This is a genomic window from Asticcacaulis aquaticus (assembly GCF_028550415.1).
GTDB classification, from domain to species: Bacteria; Pseudomonadota; Alphaproteobacteria; order Caulobacterales; family Caulobacteraceae; genus Asticcacaulis; species Asticcacaulis aquaticus.
Genome location: NZ_JAQQKX010000001.1, coordinates 24,854 through 43,053 on the forward strand (window position 1 = coordinate 24,854; position 18,200 = coordinate 43,053).

The window sequence follows — 18,200 nt, forward strand, 5'->3', positions numbered from 1 at the left end:
GGACGATTCCGAAGCTCGCTCCCTTACCCGTCTTCGGTATAGACAAGCAAGGTCATCGCCGCCAGAAGCGACACGGCGGGCGTGGCCCAGCCGGCCAGAAAGATCGGAATGACCTCGGCCTTACCCATAGAACCGCACAATTGGTTAAGGAAAAATATGATGAAACCAAGGCCGACGCCGGAAAGGGTCAGCCGCGCCAGGCCGCCAATGCGCATCAGGCGTAGCGAGAAGGCGGCCCCCAGCGCCGTCATGCCCGCGAACATCAGTGGCGTGGCCAGAAGCTGATGCAGGCGCAATATATAGGAAGCGGCGGAAAAGCCTGAAGTTTCGATCTGAAAGATCGTGGCGGGCAGTTCCCAGAAATTGGTCGATTGCGGTGCCGCGTACTTGTCGAAGGCACGGCGGGCATCGAGATTGGAATCGATCGACAACTGATTGAAATATTGCGCCGGTTCACCGGGTTTGGCTTCGCGGGCGTTCTTCAGCAGCCAGTTACGCGTCTTGAGCACGGCTTCCTTGGCATCGATTCGCCCCTCGAAGGTCGGCGTGCCGTCCTTGGCCAGGGTGTAGGTCCAGAAGGTGGCGTCCAGAAGCGTGCCGCGCGCATCCTGCGTCCGGGCATGGATGACGGTCTGCTTGCTGACCTCGCCCTGACGCAGGAAGATGTCCGTCCGCTTGACCCGCGTGTCAGATTGTTCCAGCCCGCTGTTGAACTGGTCGTAGCGGTCGGAGAGGACCGTGGCGATGGGGTTGAGCACCGTAATCGTCAAGACACCGATGATCGCCGCCATGCCGGTAGCGGGCAGGATGAAGCGCCAGGCCGAGACGCCCGCCGCGCGCATGGCGATAAGCTCCGAGCGCCGGTTCAGGCCGACGAAGGCCGACAGGGTGCCGAACAGGAAGGCGAAGGGCAGCAGAACCAGAATGATATTGGGGGATTTCAGCAGCAGCAGGCCGATGATCTGGAAGCTGTTGAGATCGGCGCGTTGCCCCAGCGACTTCGAGATTTCGACATAGTCGATCAGGAAGATGATGCTGGCGATCACGACCAGCCCGGTCAGGGTGCCCATCAGACAGCGCAGCAGGACATAGGTTTCCAGACGCCGGTTGCGCCAGGGGTTCAGGAAGCTGAGCAGGGTCAGAAGGGGTTGGAGGCGGTTCATGCGGCGGCCCTCCCGGCACCGGAGGTAAGGGCTTCGAAGTGACGCGCCTTACCGCGCGTGGCGGACCGGTCGTTACGGCCGATGGTCCGCATGCAGACATATATCAGGCCCAGCGGAACGACATATTGCAGAAAATTGGCTTCCGGGGCCCCAGCGCAGGCGGCTTCGACGGCAAAGCCTAAAATACGGATACCCGCCGCGATGAACGAGACCATGGCGATGCGGCGCGTATAGCCGTGACGGCTGAAGGCGCCGCCCAATACGCCGACCACCGCCAGAAGCGAAAAGCCGAGATTGTAGAGCGGACCCGAAATCCGCGCATGGCCTTCGGCCACAAGCTTTTTCCAGTTATGGTTTTCCCACCCCATGGCGCGGTTGGGGAAGAAGAGCTCGTGCGGGAATCGGTCGGAATCCTTGAAATGCAAATAGCTGTCGGAAACGACATATTGCGAAATATCGAAGGAATATTCGTTGAAGGTCAGGTGGTTCAGAACGCCCTGCGGCGACACTTGCTGGGTCGAGCCGTTGCGCAGGATCAGGACCTGACCGCCGCTTTCGGGGTTCACCACGCGGCCTTCGCGCGCTGAATAGGTGCGGTCGAGGCCGTTCGGGCCCGGGGTGCGGATGAATATCTGCCGCAGCAGGCCGTTCTGGTCGATACGCTGTACGTAGATGGTCATGCCGGACAGGGTGGTCGAAAAGTCGCCTTCGCGCACGGCGGCGGCAATGACGTCGGTCTTGATCTTGAACAGCTCGGTCCGCATGATCCGTGAGGCGGCGGGCTGCACGAACAGCGACATGACCAGCCCCAGAAGCGTGATGCAGACGCCGAAGCGTACGACCGGCGAGGCGATGCGCCACAGGCTCATGCCGTTGGCGTAGCAGGCGACGATTTCGTGATCGTTATGCAGACGGTTGAGCGCGACCAGCGTGCCGATGAAGATGGCCAGCGGAAAGATAAGCCCGGCCAGTTGCGGCAAGGCCAGGAAGGTGACCTTGAAAAAGGTGGCGGCGCTCTGGCCACGCTCGACGATGATGTCGAACTGCGTCAGGGACTGCGACAGGATGGCGATCGCCGTCAGAGCGAGAATCGCGCCGATAATCGGGACGCGCATCTGCTTTGAAATATAGGATTCTATGGTGCGCATAAAATATTCAGGCCGGACTATGGGGCAAAAGTAGATCGCCCAAAAAGACGAGGTTTGGGGCGGGCGCAAACAATCCTCCTTTTTTGGCCTTATCCGTCCTCAATAGCAAGCGGCCAATGTGCGCAGGTGCAAAAATAATCCCCCATAAAGCGAGGCTGAGGGTGAACCTGTGCGTGACGCCGTTCGGATGTGTGATGTGCTTGCCACGGCGGTCGGAAAAGTGCTTTAACGCAGGCTTGGAATCTCAGGTCGCCCGATAATGTCTGCCCGTGAAGGCGAGACCGGCGGTTTGAAACTTAGGAGTTGTCCATGCTTATTCAATTTTCCGCTACGATTGCCGCCGACTCGGCCCTGGCCGTGCTGGTCGGCGATGACCTCGTCTTAAGCGACGGTGCAAAGGCGCTGGAGGCCGCCAGCGGCGGCTACCTGACGGGCGCGCTGAAAAAGGCCGGGTTTACGGGCGCGAAGGGCAAGGTGCAGGTGTTGTCGGCCCTGCCGTCGCAGAGCTATGTATCGCTGATCGCGGTCGGCGCCGCGGCGTTTTCGGAGCTGAACGGGCTGGCGCTCGAATCGGTGGCGGGCAGCCTGTTTCACGCCGTCAAATCGGCGGGCATTGCCGATGTCAGCCTCGACCTGACCGGTTTTTCGGCAGAGCAGGCGGCCACGGCGGCCTTCGCCTTGACGCTGGCCTCGTTCCGTTTTGACAAATATTTCGGTCAGGCCAAGCGCGACAAGGGCCCGACGCTGAAATCCGTTACCATCGTCACCGCCGATGTCGCCGCCGCCGAAGCCGCCTTTGTGCCGCTGAAAGGCATTGCCGATGGCGTGCTGCTGGCGCGTAATCTGGTGTCGGAACCGGCCAACGTCCTCTATCCGCAATCCTATGCCGATATCCTCAAGGGCTACGAGTCGCTGGGCCTCAAGGTCGAGGTGCTGGGCGAAAAGGAAATGACCGATCTGGGGATGCACTCTCTGCTCGGCGTCGGTCTGGGGTCGTCGAAAGAATCCAAGCTGGTCATTCTGCAATGGAACGGCGCGGGCGACGCCCAGCCTGTGGCCTTTGTCGGTAAGGGCGTGACGTTTGACACCGGCGGCATCTCGATTAAGCCCGCCGAGGGCATGGAAGACATGAAGTGGGACATGGGCGGTTCGGCCGCCGTGTCGGGCACCATGGTCGCCCTGGCCAGCCGCAAGGCCAGGGTCAATGCGGTGGGTATCGTCGGTCTGGTCGAAAACATGCCGGACGGTAACGCCCAGCGTCCGGGCGACGTGGTCACCGCCATGTCGGGCACGACGATCGAGGTCATCAATACCGACGCCGAAGGTCGCCTCGTGCTGGCCGACGCCCTGTGGTACTGTCAGGATCGTTTCAAGCCGCAGTTCATGATCGATCTGGCGACCCTGACCGGGGCTATGATCATCGCGCTCGGCACCGACTATGCGGGTGTGTTCTCGAACAATGACGATCTGGCCGGCAAGCTTGCCGACGCGTCGAAGTCGGTGGGCGAGAATACGTGGCGCATGCCGCTGCCGCCGCAGTACGAAAAGCAGATCGACTCGAAAATCGCCGACATTCGCAATATCGGTGGCCGTCCGGGCGGTTCGATCACGGCGGCCCTGTTCCTGCAACGCTTCGTCAACAATGTGCCGTGGGCGCATATCGACATCGCGCCGACGGCCTGGACCAACGAGCAGCGCGTCACGACCGTACCCGAAGGCGGCACGGGCTTCGGGGTGCGGACGCTGGATGCCCTGGTAAAGGCCTATTACGAAGCGTAATTTATACTCCCCCGGCGTGCCGGGGGAGGTGGCGCGCCTAAGCGAAAGCGAAGGCGTGACGGAGGGGGCCCGGAAAGTTGAAACGGTTATGATTTTGGAGTCTACACGAGCCCCCACCACCGCATCTAGCTTGCTTTGCAAGCGTCGTGCGGTCCCCCTCCCCAGTGAACTGGGGAGGTAAAGTTTGGAATGACCCAAGTCTGGTTTTACCATCTGGAACGCACGCCGCTGAAAGCCGCCTTGCCCGACCTGTTGGACAAGACGCTGCAAAAGGGCTGGCGCGCCTATGTGCTGGGGGAAGGGGAGGCGCTGGCCGATCTCGACCAACACCTGTGGGCATGGCGCGAGGAGACGTTTCTGGCGCACGGACTGGAGAGCGAACCCCACGCCGAGCGTCAGCCGGTGCTCTTGGGCGCTTCGGGCGAGCGCGCCAATGCAGCAGAGGTTCTATTCTCGGTCAGCGCCATGAATTTGCCCGATCTGTCGGTGTATCAACGCTGCCTGATCCTGTTCGAAGGTCAGGACGAGGCGCACTTAAGCTGGGCGCGGGCGCAGTGGAAAACGCTCAAGGCGGCTTCTGCCGATCTCGCCTACTGGAAGCAGAACGACAACGGCCGCTGGGAACGCATGTAATGATGAAAAAATCGCTCGCTCTACTGTCTTTGCTGGCTTTAGCGGCCTGTTCGACAACGCCGCCGCCACCGGCGCCGACGCCGCAACCGATCGCGCGCCCGACACCGCAAAAGCCGCCGGAGTTCAAGCCGGTCGATGCGGATCGTTGCGAAGCCAAGGCGCTGCAATATCTGGTGGGTAAGCCGCGGACTGAAATTCCCGTGCCGCTGGAACCGTCCAAGCGTCGCGTTCTGTGCTCGACCTGTGCGGCGACGATGGACTTCAATCCCGAACGCCAGACGATCATTTTTGATACCGATAGCGGGATCATCAAATCGGTCAATTGCGGGTAACTTATCCTCGTCCGTGAAATGTGCGCGCATCATAGGCGCATGTCACAGGTCGACCGCACAAAGGAACAGTTCACCCCCGAAGAGCGTCGGGCGCGGTTGCGCGCCTTCGCCGACCGGATGCTGACCTGTGCGGAAAAGCTGCCCGATCCGGACACCTTGCTTGACATCGAACGAGCGGTGCGCGTCGGGGATCGCATCGAACGCCTCTATGCCCGTGTTGATGCGTCGGCGGCCAAGGCCGCGAAAGCGAAGCTTGAGGTCTATCAGCACAGCGACGCCCTGCAACGGGCGAAAGACGACGCCGTGCGTCAAGCCGAACACATTGCCCTGTGCAAGCGTCGCGAAAAGATGCGCGACGACGAGATGCTACGCAACGAGCCCAAACTGGCGCGCAAGCTGATCGAGCAACGCACCGGCAGACCGCTTGAGGATTATCTGGCGATGAGACGGGCGGAGGCGAATGTCTCAATGACTGAAGATGGACCTTTGACTTCCCCTCTCCCTGAGGGAGAGGGTGACCCGTAGGATCGGGTGAGGGGGGAATGCCTCAACCGAGCGCGGTGATACTTTTCCCCCTCACCCTGCGCTGACGCGCTGTCCCATCGCTGGCGAAAGCTATACTTTCGCTGGCGCTATACCCTCAGGGAGTGGGAAGAGATCAAAGACCCGCTTCGGTTTTGGCCGTTTCATATACCTCGGCGGCGTCCATCCAGTCGGCTTCCATCTTTACCAGATCAGCCTCAAGCTTCGCCTTTTCCTTGCCCCGTGCCACCGCGCCATTGGGGTCTTTGACGTAGATATTGGCGTCGCCCAGTTTCAGATCAAGCAGCTTGATCTTGTTGCCGAGCGCCTCGATCTGACGCTCAAGGTCATCAGCCTTTTTCTTCAGCGGGGCGATGGCGTTGCGCGCCGCCGCCGCGGCCTTACGCGCATCCTTGGAATTGACACTGGCCGGCTTGTCCTTCGCCGCCGCCTGCGCTTCCTCGCGCGTGGCGGTCTTGGCGCGTTCGATGACCAGCTTGGCGTAGTCGTCCATCGTGCCGGTGAAGGTCTTCACCGTACCCTGATCGACCAGCCACAGCTTATCGGCCACCAGTTCGACCAGCGACCGGTCGTGGGTGATGATCAGCACCGCACCCTCAAAATCGTTCAGCGCATCGAGCAAAGCGCGGCGCGAGTCGATATCGAGGTGGTTGGTCGGCTCATCGAGGATGAGCAGGTGCGGGCCGTCCATCGCCACCATGTTGAGCAGCAGGCGCGCGCGTTCGCCACCCGACAGGTCCTTGACCTTGGTCTCGACCTTTTCGACCGTCATGCCGAAGCTGCCCAGACGGGCGCGGCGCTTGGATTCGGTGTCGTCGGGACGGGCGCGGCGCATCATCTCCAGCGGCGTGTCCTCCGGATCCATGGCCTCGATCTGATGCTGATGGAACCAGGCGACCTGCATCCGGCGGTCGCGCCATTGGGTGCCGTGACTTTCGGTCAGGGCGCCGGCCAGCAGCTTGGCGAAGGTTGATTTACCGGCGCCGTTGACGCCCAAAACCCCAATCCGATCATCGGGATCGAGGCGGATATTGATGTGCCGGAGGATGACCGTGTCGCCATAACCGACGCTGGCGTCGTCCAGGCGCAGGATCGGCGGGGCCAGTTCTTTTTCCGGCGACGGCAGGCGAAACGGTGCGACGCGGTCCTGAATATTGGCGGCGATGGGCGGCAGCTTTTCCAGCTTCTTCATGCGCGACTGGGCCTGCGAGGCCTTCGACGCCTTGGCGCGGAAGCGGTCGACGAAGGCCTGCAGGTGGGCGCGTTCGGCCTCCTGCTTGGCGGCATTGGCAGCATTGAGGCGGGCCTTTTCGGCGCGCATCCGCTCGAAATTGTCGTAGTTGCCGGTATAGAGGTCGAGCCTTTGCCCAACGACGTGGACGATGGCATCGACGGACTCGTTGAGCAGGTCACGGTCGTGCGAGATCATCAGGGCGGCATTGGGATAGCGCTTGAGTTTGGACTCCAGCCACAGCGCGCCTTCGAGGTCGAGATAGTTGGTCGGTTCGTCCAGCAGCAGCAGGTCGGGCTCAGCCAGCAGCGCCCCGGCCAAGGCCGCGCGCATCCGCCAGCCACCGGAGAAGTCGGAAATGGGTCGCGTCAGGTCGGCGGTCGAAAAGCCGAGGCCGCTCAGGATTTCGGCGGCACGCGACGGGGCGCGGTCGGCCCCGATAGCGTAGAGGTCGTTATGGATTTCCGCCTGCTGCATGGGATCGGCGGTCTCCAGCGCTTTGAGCAGATTGGCGCGGCGGGTGTCGATTTCCAGCACGGCGTCGATCAGGTGCTGCGGTGAAGCGGCGATTTCCTGATCAACGGAGGCGACGCGCCACGATTTCGGGGTGGTGATTTCACCGCCGCCGGGCTGAGATTTGCCGAGGATCAGGCCGAACAGGGTCGATTTGCCGACGCCGTTGAGACCGACCAGACCGGCCTTGGTCCCCGGCGGCAGGCTGAGGGTGGCTCCGTCGAAAAAGCGGCGGCCATAGGCGTCATAGGTCAGGTTGGTGATCTGTAGCATTTCGGTCGTAAAAAACAGGTTGGCGGATGCGCTGGGCCTCGCTATAAGCCGCCCAACCTTAAACGCAAAGACAAATCAGGAATTCCTTATGTCCCGTACCTTCTCGATCCTTAAGCCCGACGCCACCCGCCGCAACCTGACCGGCGCGGTCAATGCCGTGATCGAAGCCGCTGGTCTGCGCATCGTCGCCCAGAAGCGCGTTCACTTCACCAAGGCTCAGGCCGAGCGTTTCTACGGCGTGCACTCGGCGCGTCCGTTCTTCGGCGAGCTGGTCGAGCAAATGACCGCTGCCCCGGTTGTGGTTCAGGTTCTGGAAGCCGATGACGCGGTCGTCAAGTATCGCGAAGTCCTGGGCGCCACCAACCCGGAACAAGCCGCCGAAGGCACCGTCCGCAAGCTGTTCGCCCTGTCGATCGGTGAAAACACCGCGCACGGTTCGGACTCGGATGAAAACGCCGCGATCGAAATCGCGCAGTTCTTCTCGGAAGCTGAAATCGTCGGCTAATGAGTTATGGGGCGTGGGGTCCTTGGACCCCACAAACCTTGCTTGCTTCCACTAAAAAACCCTCCCGAAATTCGGGAGGGTTTTTTAGTGGAAAGAGGGAAGACTTGGGGCCAGAGGCCCCAAACCCCATAACTATTTACCCGTCAATTCCTTCACCAGCGCCGTCCGGCCATAGACCTTATCCAGCGCCTCAAGGATCGCCACGCTCGATACCGTCACCGTGCGGTTCAGCGTCCCATCGTAGTAGTAGCTGCCGCCGAGGCTGTGGATATTGCCGTCGAACGCCGCGCCGACCACTTCACCTCTGGCATTGATCACCGGCGAACCGGAATTGCCGCCGATGATGTCATTGGTCGAGGAGAAGTTGTACACCACCTTCGGATCGATCTTCGCCTGCGCCGCCGCGAACTTCGGCGACAGCTCGAACGGATCATTGCCCGTCGCACGGTCATACAGCCCCGCAAAGGTCGTGAACGGCGCCACCTTGACGCCGCGGTAGTCCCAACCCGTCACCTTGCCGTAGGACAGGCGCAGGCTGAAGGTCGCGTCCGGATAGGTCGAGGTGCCATAGGCCTTGAAGCGGATCTTGGCGATCTTTTCCGCCGCGATACGCGTCGGGCCAGTGACTTTGGTCTCGTATTCCTTGCGCAGCTTGAGCGCTTCGTCGTCCAGCTTGAGCGCATACTGGATCATCGGGTCGTCCGACGCCTGAATAGCTGCCCAGCCGCCGTCCCACAGGGCCTTGCGCACTTTCGGATCGGCCAGCTTGGTACCGTCGACCAGACGCTTCGACAGGCCCTCCGGCGACTCCTTGCCTAGCATCAGCTTGGTGATGGGGGAATCGGCGGTCATATATTCCCGCGTCTTCAGCATATAGAACTCCAGACGGAGCTGTTCGTGCGCCGGGTGGATCTGCGAGCCGTCGATCAGGCGCTTTTCCGTCAGCGGCAGGCGGCTATCGGCAAATTCCGGCAGACGCTCCGCCGACGGCTTGCTGCGTTCCTTGGCGGCGCGGACCAGCGTGCGGGCATAGGAGAACAGGTTCGACGAGGTCAGCGACGATTCGAGGAAGTAGTTCGGCAGGTAAAGCTCGCGCGCCGTCGTCTGGATGGCGGCGATATCGGCCCACGGATCGCCGTAAGCGGCCTTATCCTCGGTCGACATACCGGCCTTAAGCTTAGCCTCTTCGTCGCGCTTGGCATTCATGACCTTGGGGTCTTGCAGCGCCAGTTGCTGGCCGTAGCCGACCTTGAAGCCGTTCTCCAGGCTGTTGAGCGGGTTGGTCGTGATGCGCTTGTTGTCGGCGGATTGCTCGCTGAACTGGATCAGGCGGCCACGCAGTTCCGAACGCATCAGTTGCTGCGTCGGGGTCGATACGTCGCGCAGGGTCTCCAGTTGTGACACGGTCAGGAGGCGGTTGGTCGTCCCCGGATTACCCGCAACGAAGACCAGTTCGTTTTCCTTGGGGGCCTGCGTCGCGAACTTCATATAGGTCGGCGTCTTGACCGGCTTACCGTTCTCATAAAGGCGCAGGAAACCGGAATCGAGGTTGAAGCGCGGGAAGTTGAAATTGTCCGGATCGCCGCCGAAGAAACCGGCCTTGAACTCCGGATAGAAGACCAGACGCACGTCGGTGTAGCGGCGGTACTTATAGAGCTTGTACTGGCCGCCCTGATAGAAGCCGATGACCTGACAGCGGATCGTCTTGTCGTCGCCGCAGCCAGCCTTTTCCAGTTCGCCGGATTTGGCTTCCTGCGCCTTGACGAAATCGGCGCCTGTCAGGCCCTTGGTCGCGGCATTGATATCCGCGGTGACGTCGGTGATGGTCAGCAGGATTTCGGCGGTCTGACCCGGGCAGGTCTTTTCCTCTTCGCGCGTCGTGGTGAAGAAGCCATCATTGACGTAGTCGTTCTGCGCGGAGGCGAGATTCTGGGCGCAGGAAATGACGCAGTGGGCGTTGGTCAGGACGAGGCCGTCGGGCGACACGACCGAGGCCGAGCAGCCGGAAATGCGCACGGCGGCCATCTGCACCTTGTCGAACCACGCCTTGTTCAGGTCGACGCCGTAGGTTTCCTTAACCTTGGCGGTCGGGAAGTTGTCGAAGGTCCACATGCCTTCGTCGGCAGAGGCTGCGGGGGCGAGAACAGCCGACAGCGCAAAAGCGGCACCGTAAGCGAGGAACGATTTCAAGGACATGAGGCACCCTGTGTGTAAAACTGTAACAGGGGGCGGACCTTACACCGGTCACGTCGTTGCGCAAGAAACGTTCTCTATGTGCAGATTACTTTTTTGTTAGAATTTGGCGCACCGTGGCCGCGTAAAGCTTGTGCTCTTCCTTCAGCACGCGGGCGGCGAGGGCGTCGGGCGTATCCCCGTCGAGGATCGGCACGCGGGCCTGAGCGATGACGTCGCCGTCGTCGACGCCGGGACTGACCCAGTGGATGCTGCAACCGCCCTCGGCATCCCCGGCCTCGATGGCGCGCTCATGCGTATGCAGGCCTTTGTATTTCGGCAGGAGGGACGGGTGGATGTTGATCATCTTACCCGACCACTGCTCGACCAGCCACGGCGTCAGGATGCGCATATATCCGGCGAGGCAGATGAATTCGATACCGCGCGCGCGCAGTTCGGCGTCGATGGCGCGTTCGTGCGCTTCGCGGTCTTTGCCGTAGGTTTTGTGATCGACGGCGAGGGTGTCGATCCCCTGCGACGCCGCCCATTCCAGACCGGCAGCCGTCGGATCATTGGATACGACGAGCGCGAAGTCGGCCGGGAAATCGGCGGCTTTCGAGGCCTCGACAAGGGCCACCATGTTGGAGCCACGCCCGGAAATGAAGATGGCGGTTTTGGTTTTGGGGGAGGTCATATCCGCGTCTTACCCCCTCTCCCTTGAGGGAGAGGGCTGGGGTGAGGGGGGAATGGTGACGGAGAGTCTGCTGTAGCAGTTCCCCCTCACCCTAACCCTCTCCCTCAGGGAGAGGGGATTGATGATCAGGCCGCGACCAGCTGGCCGCAGATAAAGGCGTCTTCGCCCGCGTTCAGCAAGGCCGCCAGCACCGCGTCGGCATTGTCCGGCTTCACATACAGCACAAAACCGACGCCGCAGTTGAAGGTCCGCAGCATCTCGTGCTTGTCGATATTGCCGGTTTCCATCAGCCACTGGAACACCGGTGGGAAGGCCCAGCCGTCAAAGTCGAATTCGGCCTTGAGGCCTTCGGCAATGGCGCGGCCCGGATTTTCGATCAGCCCCCCGCCGGTGATGTGCGCGCCACCGGTGACGAGGCCCGCCTTCATCAGCGGCAGGACGGTCTTGATATAGATCCGGGTCGGCTCCAGCAGGGCCTGAGCCAGCGACTTTTCCGGCGCGAAGGGCGCGTCGTCGGCCCAGCTGAGGCCCGAGCGTTCGACCACCTTGCGGATCAGCGAATAGCCGTTGGAGTGCGGACCGGACGAGCCGAGCGCGATGATCACGTCGCCCGCCGCCTGCGCATCCAGCACCGGCAGGACCTTGTCGCGGTTGACGGCCCCGACGCTGAACCCGGCCAGGTCGTAGTCGTCCTTTTCGTACATGCCCGGCATTTCTGCCGTTTCGCCGCCGACCAGCGCGCAGCCCGCGCGCTTGCAGCCTTCGGCGATCCCGGCGACGACGCGGCGGGCGGTGTCGATATCGAGCTTCGAGGTGGCATAATAGTCGAGGAACATCAGCGGTTCCGCACCCTGCGCCAGCAGGTCGTTGACGCACATGGCGACCAGGTCGATCCCGACGCTGTCGTGACGATTGGTGTCGATGGCGATGCGCAGTTTTGTGCCGACACCGTCGGTCGTGGTGACGATCAGCGGATCGTCATAGCCCGCGGCCTTGAGGTCGAACAAAGCACCGAACCCACCAAGGGAGGCTTCCGCGCCCGGACGGCGGGTGGCCTTGGCCAGCGGCTTGATCGCGTCGACAAGGGCTTCGCCGGCGTCGATATCCACGCCCGATTGCGCATAGGTAAGGCCGGGAGCTTTGGATTCGGTCATAAAAACTAACCTTTAGTGTTCGGTGAGGGCTGATTTGCGCGCTCTATAACGCCCTTGACGCTTTTCGTCCCGCAAAAACTTGCTATAGCTAGGGATGAAGCGTGAAAAAGCGGATTCTATTTGCTTTTTTATGTTGTCCTCGCCCGGCCCGAACCGGACCTCAATCGTTTTCACGACAAAGTATTTTTGATGCCCACCATCACCACGACCGCCGCCCTTGTCGAGTTTTGCCAGAAGATCGCGTCTGCGCCCTTCATCACCGTCGATACGGAGTTCATGCGCGAAACGACCTACTGGCCCAAGCTGTGCCTGATTCAGGCTGCCAGCGAGGAGCACGCGGCGATCATCGATCCGCTGGCGCCGGAACTGGATATGAAACCGTTCCTCGACCTGCTGGCGAACGAGGCGATCCTCAAGGTGTTCCACGCCTGCCGTCAGGACGTCGAAATCTTCAACAATCTCGGGACCATGCCCAGCCCGGTGTTCGATACGCAGGTCGCGGCCATGGCGGCGGGCTTCGGCGATCAGGTCGCCTATGATTCGCTGGTCCGTCAGGTGATCAAGGTCGATATCGACAAGGGGTCGCGCTTCACCGACTGGTCGCGCCGGCCTTTGTCGGATCAGCAGTTGCAATATGCCCTGGGTGACGTGACCTATCTGGCCAAGGTCTATCCGAAGCTGGTCGAAAAGCTGAAAGCGCAGCATCGCTACGACTGGGTTGCTGCGGAAATGGCCGACCTGACCGATCCGAAGCTCTACAACACCAATCCGGACGATTCGTGGCGTCGCCTGCGCCCGCGCAAGCACTCGGCCAAATATATGGCGGTGTTCAAGGAGGTCGCGGCCTGGCGCGAACGCGTCGCGCAGGAGCGCGATCAACCGCGCGGACGTATCCTGAAGGACGAAGGCGTGGACGAGATCGCCACGCAACTGCCGACCGATCCGGCGGCGTTCGATCGTCTGCGTTCGACGCCCAAGGGGTTTGGCGCGTCGAAGTTCGGTCTGGAACTGTGCGACGTGATTAAGACGGCGCTGGCGGACCCTGAGAAATACGCGCCGAAGGTCGAGAAATCGGCCCCGCCGGTGCAGGTGCCGGCCTCCGTCGTCGAACTGCTCAAGGTCCTGTTGCGCGTCAAATGCGAGGACGAGGGGGTCGCCCCGAAGCTGATCGCCTCGGTCGCTGATCTGGAAAAGATCGCGCTGGATGACGGCGCAGATGTCCCCGCCCTCGAAGGCTGGCGTAGAAAGGTCTTCGGCGACGATGCGCTGAAGCTGAAAAAGGGCGAACTGGCGCTGGTGCTCAACGGCACCAAGGTCGAGGTGGTGGAACTGGATTAACCGTCTCCCTCCTCCCTACGCAGTGGGGAGGTGGCAGCGAGCGTAGCGACGCTGACGGAGGGGGCGGCAAAGCCGCTAACTAAGTTCCGGCGCGTACAATCGTTCGGGGGCATCCCCCTCCGTCATTTGCTGCGCAAATGCCACCTCCCCATCTTCGCCCAAGGGCTCGATAGGGAGGAGGGAGACTTAATAACTACCCATCTTCAGGTTCAGCTTCATAGCGCCCGCCAAGGCCTTGGCGCGTTTTTTCGTCTGTTCACCGAGCAGCAAATCTTCCCAGCCGCTTTTCGCTTCAAGGATAAGGTTGCGCTCGTTCTGGAACAGGTGCGCGTTCTCCAGCAGCACCGCCGACTTGGCCGACAGGTCGCAGCCCAGACGTAGAGCCAGACCCAGTTGCGTGGCGCGTTGCAAGCCTTCGTCGCCGAGGATGCGGCTGATCAGGACGGGCTCCTTGGTGTAGGCGTCGCCCGAATAGCGGGTGAACATCGTACAGGCGAGGAAGACGCGTTCCTGATGGTTCTGACCGGGGATCGGCGCGCGCAGGACCTGATCGCAGACCAGATCGGCGCGATGATCCGGGTGCAGCACCGCACCCATGTCGGACAGTTTCGACGCCGCGCGGACCAGACGCGGATCGGGCCGGTCGTACGACGCATCGAGTGAGTTGTAGAAGTCGTGAATCCATTTCGACAGGGCCGGACCGATGTCCTGACTGATCCCCTGACGGCAGCCCAGGGCCGCGCAGCCTTCGATCAGCGGATCGCGTGTCTGAATGTCCTTCGGCAGATGGTCGTACAGCAGACCTTCGCGCAGGCCATTGGCTGAGAAATTGATCGTCTCGAAGCCGAAGGTCTCGATCAGGGCCTGAAGGACCAGCGCCGCATAGGACAGGTTTTCCATACGGCGCTTGGTGACGCCGCGGATTTTCTCCAGGGATGAGGTCGACTGAGTGGCGATCAGGCGGCAGATATTGAGGGCTTCGCGGGCGGGCAGTTCGAATTGCTGAACGATCTGAAGCGGGTAGTTGGCCTTCTGCATCCAGATGATGGCCAGATTCCGCCACGCGCCACCGACGGCGTGAAAGGTTTTAAAATGAAAGCGATCCTTGTGCGGTTCCAGAACCTCGCGGATCTGCTGCAGGGTGCGTTCGATATTGAGCGGGGCAGGGGCACCCAAGGCAAAGGGCCCCAGCGGCAGGGTGATGCCCTTGAAGGCATCTTCCCCTTGCAGGTCGATCAGCTCCAGGCTCGACCCGCCGAGGTCGCCGACCACGCCGGTCGCATCGTCATGGCCGCACAGGACGCCCAGAGCCGAGAAATAGGCCTCTTCGGCACCGCTCAGTACACGGACGGTAAAGCCCGTCTGTTCACGGATCATGTCGGTCAGGGCCGGGCCGTCGGCGGCTTCGCGCGCGGCGGCGGTGGCGACGACGTGGATTTCGCTTAAGGTGTAGGAATCGACGATGGCCCGGAACCGTTTCAACGCGATCAGGGTGTCGCGGCAACCGGTCGGGTTTAGGCGGCCCGTATTGAACAGGTCCTTGCCGAGACCGGCCAGCACCTTCTCGTTATAGACCGGCCAGATCGAGCGGCCTTCGATGCGGTAGATGACCAGACGCACCGAGTTCGACCCGATGTCGATCACCGCCGTATAGTAGCTGGACGGCAGGGGCGAGGCGGCGGGAGTTGTATGAGGCAAGAGGTTACTTTCGGGCACCGACATGATCGAACGCTTGGGGCAGGTCCTTGACGCCGCGACCTCTACCCGACAGCGACGGGTTTGTCATGAAATATTGGTGGGCCGAGAACGGTTTGTCGAGGCCCGAGACGTCGAGGCGCTGATAGGTGCCGTCGGCGGCCAGATGCCACGATTGCGCCTCGTCATTGAAGTTGGCGACCATGATCTGATCCAGCACCTGACGGTGGGTGGTCGGGTTATCGACCGGGATCAGGACCTCGACGCGGCGGTCGAGATTGCGGTTCATCCAATCGGCCGACGAGACGAAGACGCGAGCGTGATCAGACGGTAACGGATGGCCGTTGGCGAAACAGACGATGCGGGTATGTTCAAGGAAGCGGCCGACGATCGACTTGACGCGGATATTGTCGGAATAGCCGGGGACGCCGGGGCGCAGGCAGCAGATGCCGCGGATGACCATGTCGATCTTCACCCCGGCCTGAGACGCCTGATAGAGCTTGCGGATGATGACCGGATCGACCAGCGAGTTCATCTTGGCCCAGATCTGCGCGGGCTTGCCGGCGCGGGCATTGCTGATCTCCTGATCGATCAGGTAGAGCAGGCCCTGTTTCAGGGTGACCGGCGAGAAATACAGCTTTTCCATCACGTCCGGACGGGCATAGCCGGTGATGAAGTTGAACACGCGCATGGCGTCGCGGCCCAGCGCCGGGTCGGCGGTGAACAGCGAGAGGTCGGTATAGACCTTGGCCGTGACCGGGTGGTAGTTGCCGGTGCCGAAGTGGCAATAGGTGCGCAAGGCTTCGCCTTCCTTGCGCGCCACGACCGACAGCTTGGCGTGAGTCTTGTACTCGACGAAGCCATAGACGACGTGGACCCCGGCGCGTTCCATGGCGCGGGCCCAGCGGAGGTTCGCTTCCTCGTCGAAACGGGCCTTGATCTCGACCAGGGCCGTGACGTTCTTACCCTGCTCGGCGGCCTCGATCAGGGCCGCGACGATCGGCGAGTCCTTCGAGGTGCGGTAGAGCGTCTGCTTGATGGCGATGACGTTCGGGTCGCGCGCCGCCTGACGCAGGAACTGAACGACCGCGTCGAAGCTCTCGAACGGATGGTGGACGAGGATGTCCTTTTCACGGATGGCTGAGAAGATGTCTCCGGCATTGTCGCGGATGCGCTCGGGGAAGCGTGGCTCGTAAGGCTTGAACTTCAGATCGTTGCGGTCGGGCGGGATCAGCTGCGACAGTTCGGACATCCCCAGAATGCCGTTGACCACGGTGACGTCCTGCGGCTTGGCATGGAGCTGTTCGGTGATGAATTCGCGCAGGTCTTCGGGCATGGTGGCGCCGAACTTGACGCGCACGACCGAGCCCAGGCGGCGTTGTTTCAGCAGGGCCTCGAACTCGCGCACAAGGTCTTCGGCCTCTTCCTCGATTTCGATGTCGGAGTCGCGGATGATGCGGAATACGCCCTTACCCAATATGTCGAAGCCGGGGAAGATCTGGTCGATGAACAGGACGACCATGCCTTCGAGGGTAACGTATTTGCGCTTGGTGTTCTGACCGCGCGAGGCCGTGCCGATCTCCCAGAAGCGGCGCACACCGGTCGGGATCGGCACCAGCGCGTACATGACCTTGGAGTCCGAGCGCCGCTGAAGCTTGAGCGCGATGGAAAAGCCGAGGTTCGGGATGAACGGAAAGGGGTGGGCCGGATCGACCGCCATCGGCGTCAGGGCCGGAAAAAGCTGTTCGTTGAAGCGCTTTTCCAGCCACGCCTTGTCGGTCTTGGTGACCTCCTTGTGGTCGAGCAGGACCAGTCCGTTATCAGCCAGTTCGTCCTTGAGCCGCGACCAGATGTTCTGCTGCTTGCCCATCAACGACGAGGCGACCTTGTTGACGGCCTCAAGTTGCTCCGCGGGGGTGTGGCCGTCCTCAGACAGGACGCGGACGCCTTCGCGGACCTGCCCCTGTAAGCCCGCGACGCGGACCATGTAGAATTCATCGAGATTGTTGGCCGAGATCGACAGGAAGCGCAGGCGTTCCAGCAGGGGATGGCGCGGGTTTTCAGCCTCTTCGATCACTCGCTTGTTAAACGCAAGCCATGACAGTTCGCGATTGATATAGAGCGCATCGCCCAGGGGCTCGTCGGAATTCAGGTCCACGCCCTGTTGCTCGCCATCAACGGCCTCCGGCAGCGTGTCCAGAGGGCGGATGATGTCGTTGACGGTCTCGGAGGCGGGCATCGCGGGTCAGAATCCTTTCAGTTTAAGCATCTGAAGCGGTTACTAAATCCCATCCTCATCGCTCAACCAAGACAAATTTTCGTATTTGTCTATAAAATCACGGGCCAGAACGCGGGTGAAGGCACGGCCATTGGCATAGTCCTCGATTCCCGTGACAATTTTTTGCGCATGGGCAAAAGAACGTTCCATCCGTCGGCTGAGATATTCCAGCACGTCGTCGGACGGGGTGATGACGCGCGTTTCGAACAGCTTTTTCAGCACCTGTTTGAGGAGCGCGTCGTCGGGTTCGGGCATGTCAACGACGCGCATGGCTTTGAGTCGCGACTCGAAATCGGGAACGCTGATGCGCCATTGGGCGGGGTGTCGACGCGACAACAGTAGCAGACGGCCATTAGCTGAGGTGGTCAGGTTGAACAGGTGAAAGAGCGTTTCCTGATCGAAGGCGTCGGCGTCATCGACCACGACGAACGCACCGGAAGGTGGTAGCGTCTGACCGTGTTCAAGCCAGACCGCCGCGTGGGTTTCCGCGAACAGATGCCCGGCGTGGGTCTTGCCGGAGCCTTCGGGGCCGGTCAGGACCAGACACGGATTGAGCCAGGCTTGCGGCGTCATCAAAAGGCTGTGCAGGTCGTCATTGGCTTCCGACACGACGAAGTCTTTCGCTTTGAGGCGATCGGGCAAGGACAGGTCGAGGTGAAGCTGATGCGACATTCACCATAATCTAGGCGGCGTGGTCTAAGAGATCAATGCGCGGCCCACAGACAGCTTGGGGCGCTTCGGGGGATGGT

At 61.5% G+C, this 18,200-nt stretch carries 15 protein-coding genes; 6 read left to right on the top strand and 9 right to left on the bottom strand.

The window, feature by feature from the left end:
* Positions 1-23 precede the first annotated feature (23 nt).
* Together PQU92_RS00115 and PQU92_RS00120 are read right to left on the bottom strand one after the other, a co-directional pair.
* Positions 24-1,163 (bottom strand): LptF/LptG family permease, encoded by a 1,140-nt coding sequence (locus PQU92_RS00115; RefSeq protein ID WP_272746177.1) that lies wholly within the window; start codon positions 1,161-1,163, stop codon positions 24-26.
* Positions 1,160-2,311, bottom strand: a complete 1,152-nt coding sequence (locus tag PQU92_RS00120; RefSeq protein WP_272746178.1) for an LptF/LptG family permease — start codon at positions 2,309-2,311, stop codon at positions 1,160-1,162. Before PQU92_RS00120 ends, PQU92_RS00115 begins: the two co-directional genes overlap by 4 nt.
* A 309-nt stretch (positions 2,312-2,620) precedes the next feature.
* Here PQU92_RS00120 and PQU92_RS00125 point away from each other — a divergent pair, with 309 nt between their 5' ends.
* The 4 genes from PQU92_RS00125 (at position 2,621) to PQU92_RS00140 (ending at position 5,580) form a co-directional block, all read left to right on the top strand.
* Entirely contained in the window at positions 2,621-4,090 is a 1,470-nt protein-coding gene (locus PQU92_RS00125; RefSeq protein ID WP_272746179.1) for a leucyl aminopeptidase, read from the top strand.
* A gap of 189 nt (positions 4,091-4,279) precedes the next feature.
* Complete coding sequence (locus PQU92_RS00130; protein ID WP_272746180.1) at positions 4,280-4,723, top strand: DNA polymerase III subunit chi; 444 nt, start codon at positions 4,280-4,282, stop codon at positions 4,721-4,723.
* Complete coding sequence (locus PQU92_RS00135) at positions 4,723-5,055, top strand: proteinase inhibitor i78 (protein ID WP_272746181.1); 333 nt, start codon at positions 4,723-4,725, stop codon at positions 5,053-5,055. The genes PQU92_RS00130 and PQU92_RS00135 overlap by 1 nt, the downstream gene beginning before the upstream one ends.
* Positions 5,056-5,094: 39 nt before the next feature.
* Positions 5,095-5,580 carry a hypothetical protein gene (locus PQU92_RS00140; protein WP_272746182.1) on the top strand — a complete coding sequence of 162 codons (486 nt, stop codon included), beginning with the start codon at positions 5,095-5,097 and terminating at the stop codon, positions 5,578-5,580.
* 133 nt (positions 5,581-5,713) lie between these two features.
* Here the strand turns inward: PQU92_RS00140 and PQU92_RS00145 are convergent, their stop codons facing one another.
* Positions 5,714-7,615: an ABC-F family ATP-binding cassette domain-containing protein gene (locus PQU92_RS00145; RefSeq protein WP_272746183.1), complete on the bottom strand. Its 1,902-nt coding sequence runs from the start codon at positions 7,613-7,615 to the stop codon at positions 5,714-5,716.
* A gap of 88 nt (positions 7,616-7,703) precedes the next feature.
* On the opposite strand from PQU92_RS00145, the gene ndk reads away from it, so the two are divergent.
* On the top strand, positions 7,704-8,120 hold the full coding sequence (gene ndk / locus PQU92_RS00150) for a nucleoside-diphosphate kinase (protein ID WP_272746185.1): 417 nt from the start codon (positions 7,704-7,706) through the stop codon (positions 8,118-8,120).
* 132 nt (positions 8,121-8,252) lie between these two features.
* Here the strand turns inward: ndk and PQU92_RS00155 are convergent, their stop codons facing one another.
* The 3 genes from PQU92_RS00155 to purM form a co-directional block, all read right to left on the bottom strand.
* A complete protein-coding gene (locus PQU92_RS00155) occupies positions 8,253-10,316 on the bottom strand; it encodes a S46 family peptidase (RefSeq protein WP_272746186.1) in 2,064 nt (687 codons plus the stop codon).
* Between the two features lie 85 nt (positions 10,317-10,401).
* Complete coding sequence (gene purN / locus PQU92_RS00160; protein ID WP_272746187.1) at positions 10,402-10,986, bottom strand: phosphoribosylglycinamide formyltransferase; 585 nt, start codon at positions 10,984-10,986, stop codon at positions 10,402-10,404.
* 125 nt (positions 10,987-11,111) lie between these two features.
* Positions 11,112-12,140: a phosphoribosylformylglycinamidine cyclo-ligase gene (gene purM, locus PQU92_RS00165; protein WP_272746188.1), complete on the bottom strand. Its 1,029-nt coding sequence runs from the start codon at positions 12,138-12,140 to the stop codon at positions 11,112-11,114.
* 189 nt (positions 12,141-12,329) lie between these two features.
* On the opposite strand from purM, the gene rnd reads away from it, so the two are divergent.
* A complete protein-coding gene (gene rnd / locus PQU92_RS00170; protein WP_272746189.1) occupies positions 12,330-13,478 on the top strand; it encodes a ribonuclease D in 1,149 nt (382 codons plus the stop codon).
* A gap of 186 nt (positions 13,479-13,664) precedes the next feature.
* Here rnd and PQU92_RS00175 read toward each other — a convergent pair whose 3' ends face one another.
* From PQU92_RS00175 to PQU92_RS00185, 3 genes are read right to left on the bottom strand one after another with little or no spacing between them, the layout of a single operon-like run.
* Positions 13,665-15,200, bottom strand: a complete 1,536-nt coding sequence (locus PQU92_RS00175) for a Ppx/GppA family phosphatase (protein WP_272746190.1) — start codon at positions 15,198-15,200, stop codon at positions 13,665-13,667.
* Positions 15,181-17,412, bottom strand: coding sequence for an RNA degradosome polyphosphate kinase (locus tag PQU92_RS00180; protein ID WP_272746191.1), 2,232 nt, complete (start codon positions 17,410-17,412; stop codon positions 15,181-15,183). The genes PQU92_RS00175 and PQU92_RS00180 overlap by 20 nt, the downstream gene beginning before the upstream one ends.
* A gap of 42 nt (positions 17,413-17,454) precedes the next feature.
* The gene (locus tag PQU92_RS00185; protein ID WP_272746192.1) at positions 17,455-18,123 is read right to left on the bottom strand and encodes a P-loop NTPase family protein; all 669 of its coding nucleotides are present in this window, start codon (positions 18,121-18,123) and stop codon (positions 17,455-17,457) included.
* Positions 18,124-18,200 lie beyond the last annotated feature (77 nt).

Coding starts and splice junctions, on each gene's coding strand:
- PQU92_RS00115 (WP_272746177.1), bottom strand. CDS start 1,163: ATGAACCGCCTCCAACCCCTTCTGACCCTGCTCAGCTTCCTGAACCCC.
- PQU92_RS00120 (WP_272746178.1), bottom strand. CDS start 2,311: ATGCGCACCATAGAATCCTATATTTCAAAGCAGATGCGCGTCCCGATT.
- PQU92_RS00125 (WP_272746179.1), top strand. CDS start 2,621: ATGCTTATTCAATTTTCCGCTACGATTGCCGCCGACTCGGCCCTGGCC.
- PQU92_RS00130 (WP_272746180.1), top strand. CDS start 4,280: ATGACCCAAGTCTGGTTTTACCATCTGGAACGCACGCCGCTGAAAGCC.
- PQU92_RS00135 (WP_272746181.1), top strand. CDS start 4,723: ATGATGAAAAAATCGCTCGCTCTACTGTCTTTGCTGGCTTTAGCGGCC.
- PQU92_RS00140 (WP_272746182.1), top strand. CDS start 5,095: ATGTCACAGGTCGACCGCACAAAGGAACAGTTCACCCCCGAAGAGCGT.
- PQU92_RS00145 (WP_272746183.1), bottom strand. CDS start 7,615: ATGCTACAGATCACCAACCTGACCTATGACGCCTATGGCCGCCGCTTT.
- ndk (WP_272746185.1), top strand. CDS start 7,704: ATGTCCCGTACCTTCTCGATCCTTAAGCCCGACGCCACCCGCCGCAAC.
- PQU92_RS00155 (WP_272746186.1), bottom strand. CDS start 10,316: ATGTCCTTGAAATCGTTCCTCGCTTACGGTGCCGCTTTTGCGCTGTCG.
- purN (WP_272746187.1), bottom strand. CDS start 10,986: ATGACCTCCCCCAAAACCAAAACCGCCATCTTCATTTCCGGGCGTGGC.
- purM (WP_272746188.1), bottom strand. CDS start 12,140: ATGACCGAATCCAAAGCTCCCGGCCTTACCTATGCGCAATCGGGCGTG.
- rnd (WP_272746189.1), top strand. CDS start 12,330: ATGCCCACCATCACCACGACCGCCGCCCTTGTCGAGTTTTGCCAGAAG.
- PQU92_RS00175 (WP_272746190.1), bottom strand. CDS start 15,200: ATGTCGGTGCCCGAAAGTAACCTCTTGCCTCATACAACTCCCGCCGCC.
- PQU92_RS00180 (WP_272746191.1), bottom strand. CDS start 17,412: ATGCCCGCCTCCGAGACCGTCAACGACATCATCCGCCCTCTGGACACG.
- PQU92_RS00185 (WP_272746192.1), bottom strand. CDS start 18,123: ATGTCGCATCAGCTTCACCTCGACCTGTCCTTGCCCGATCGCCTCAAA.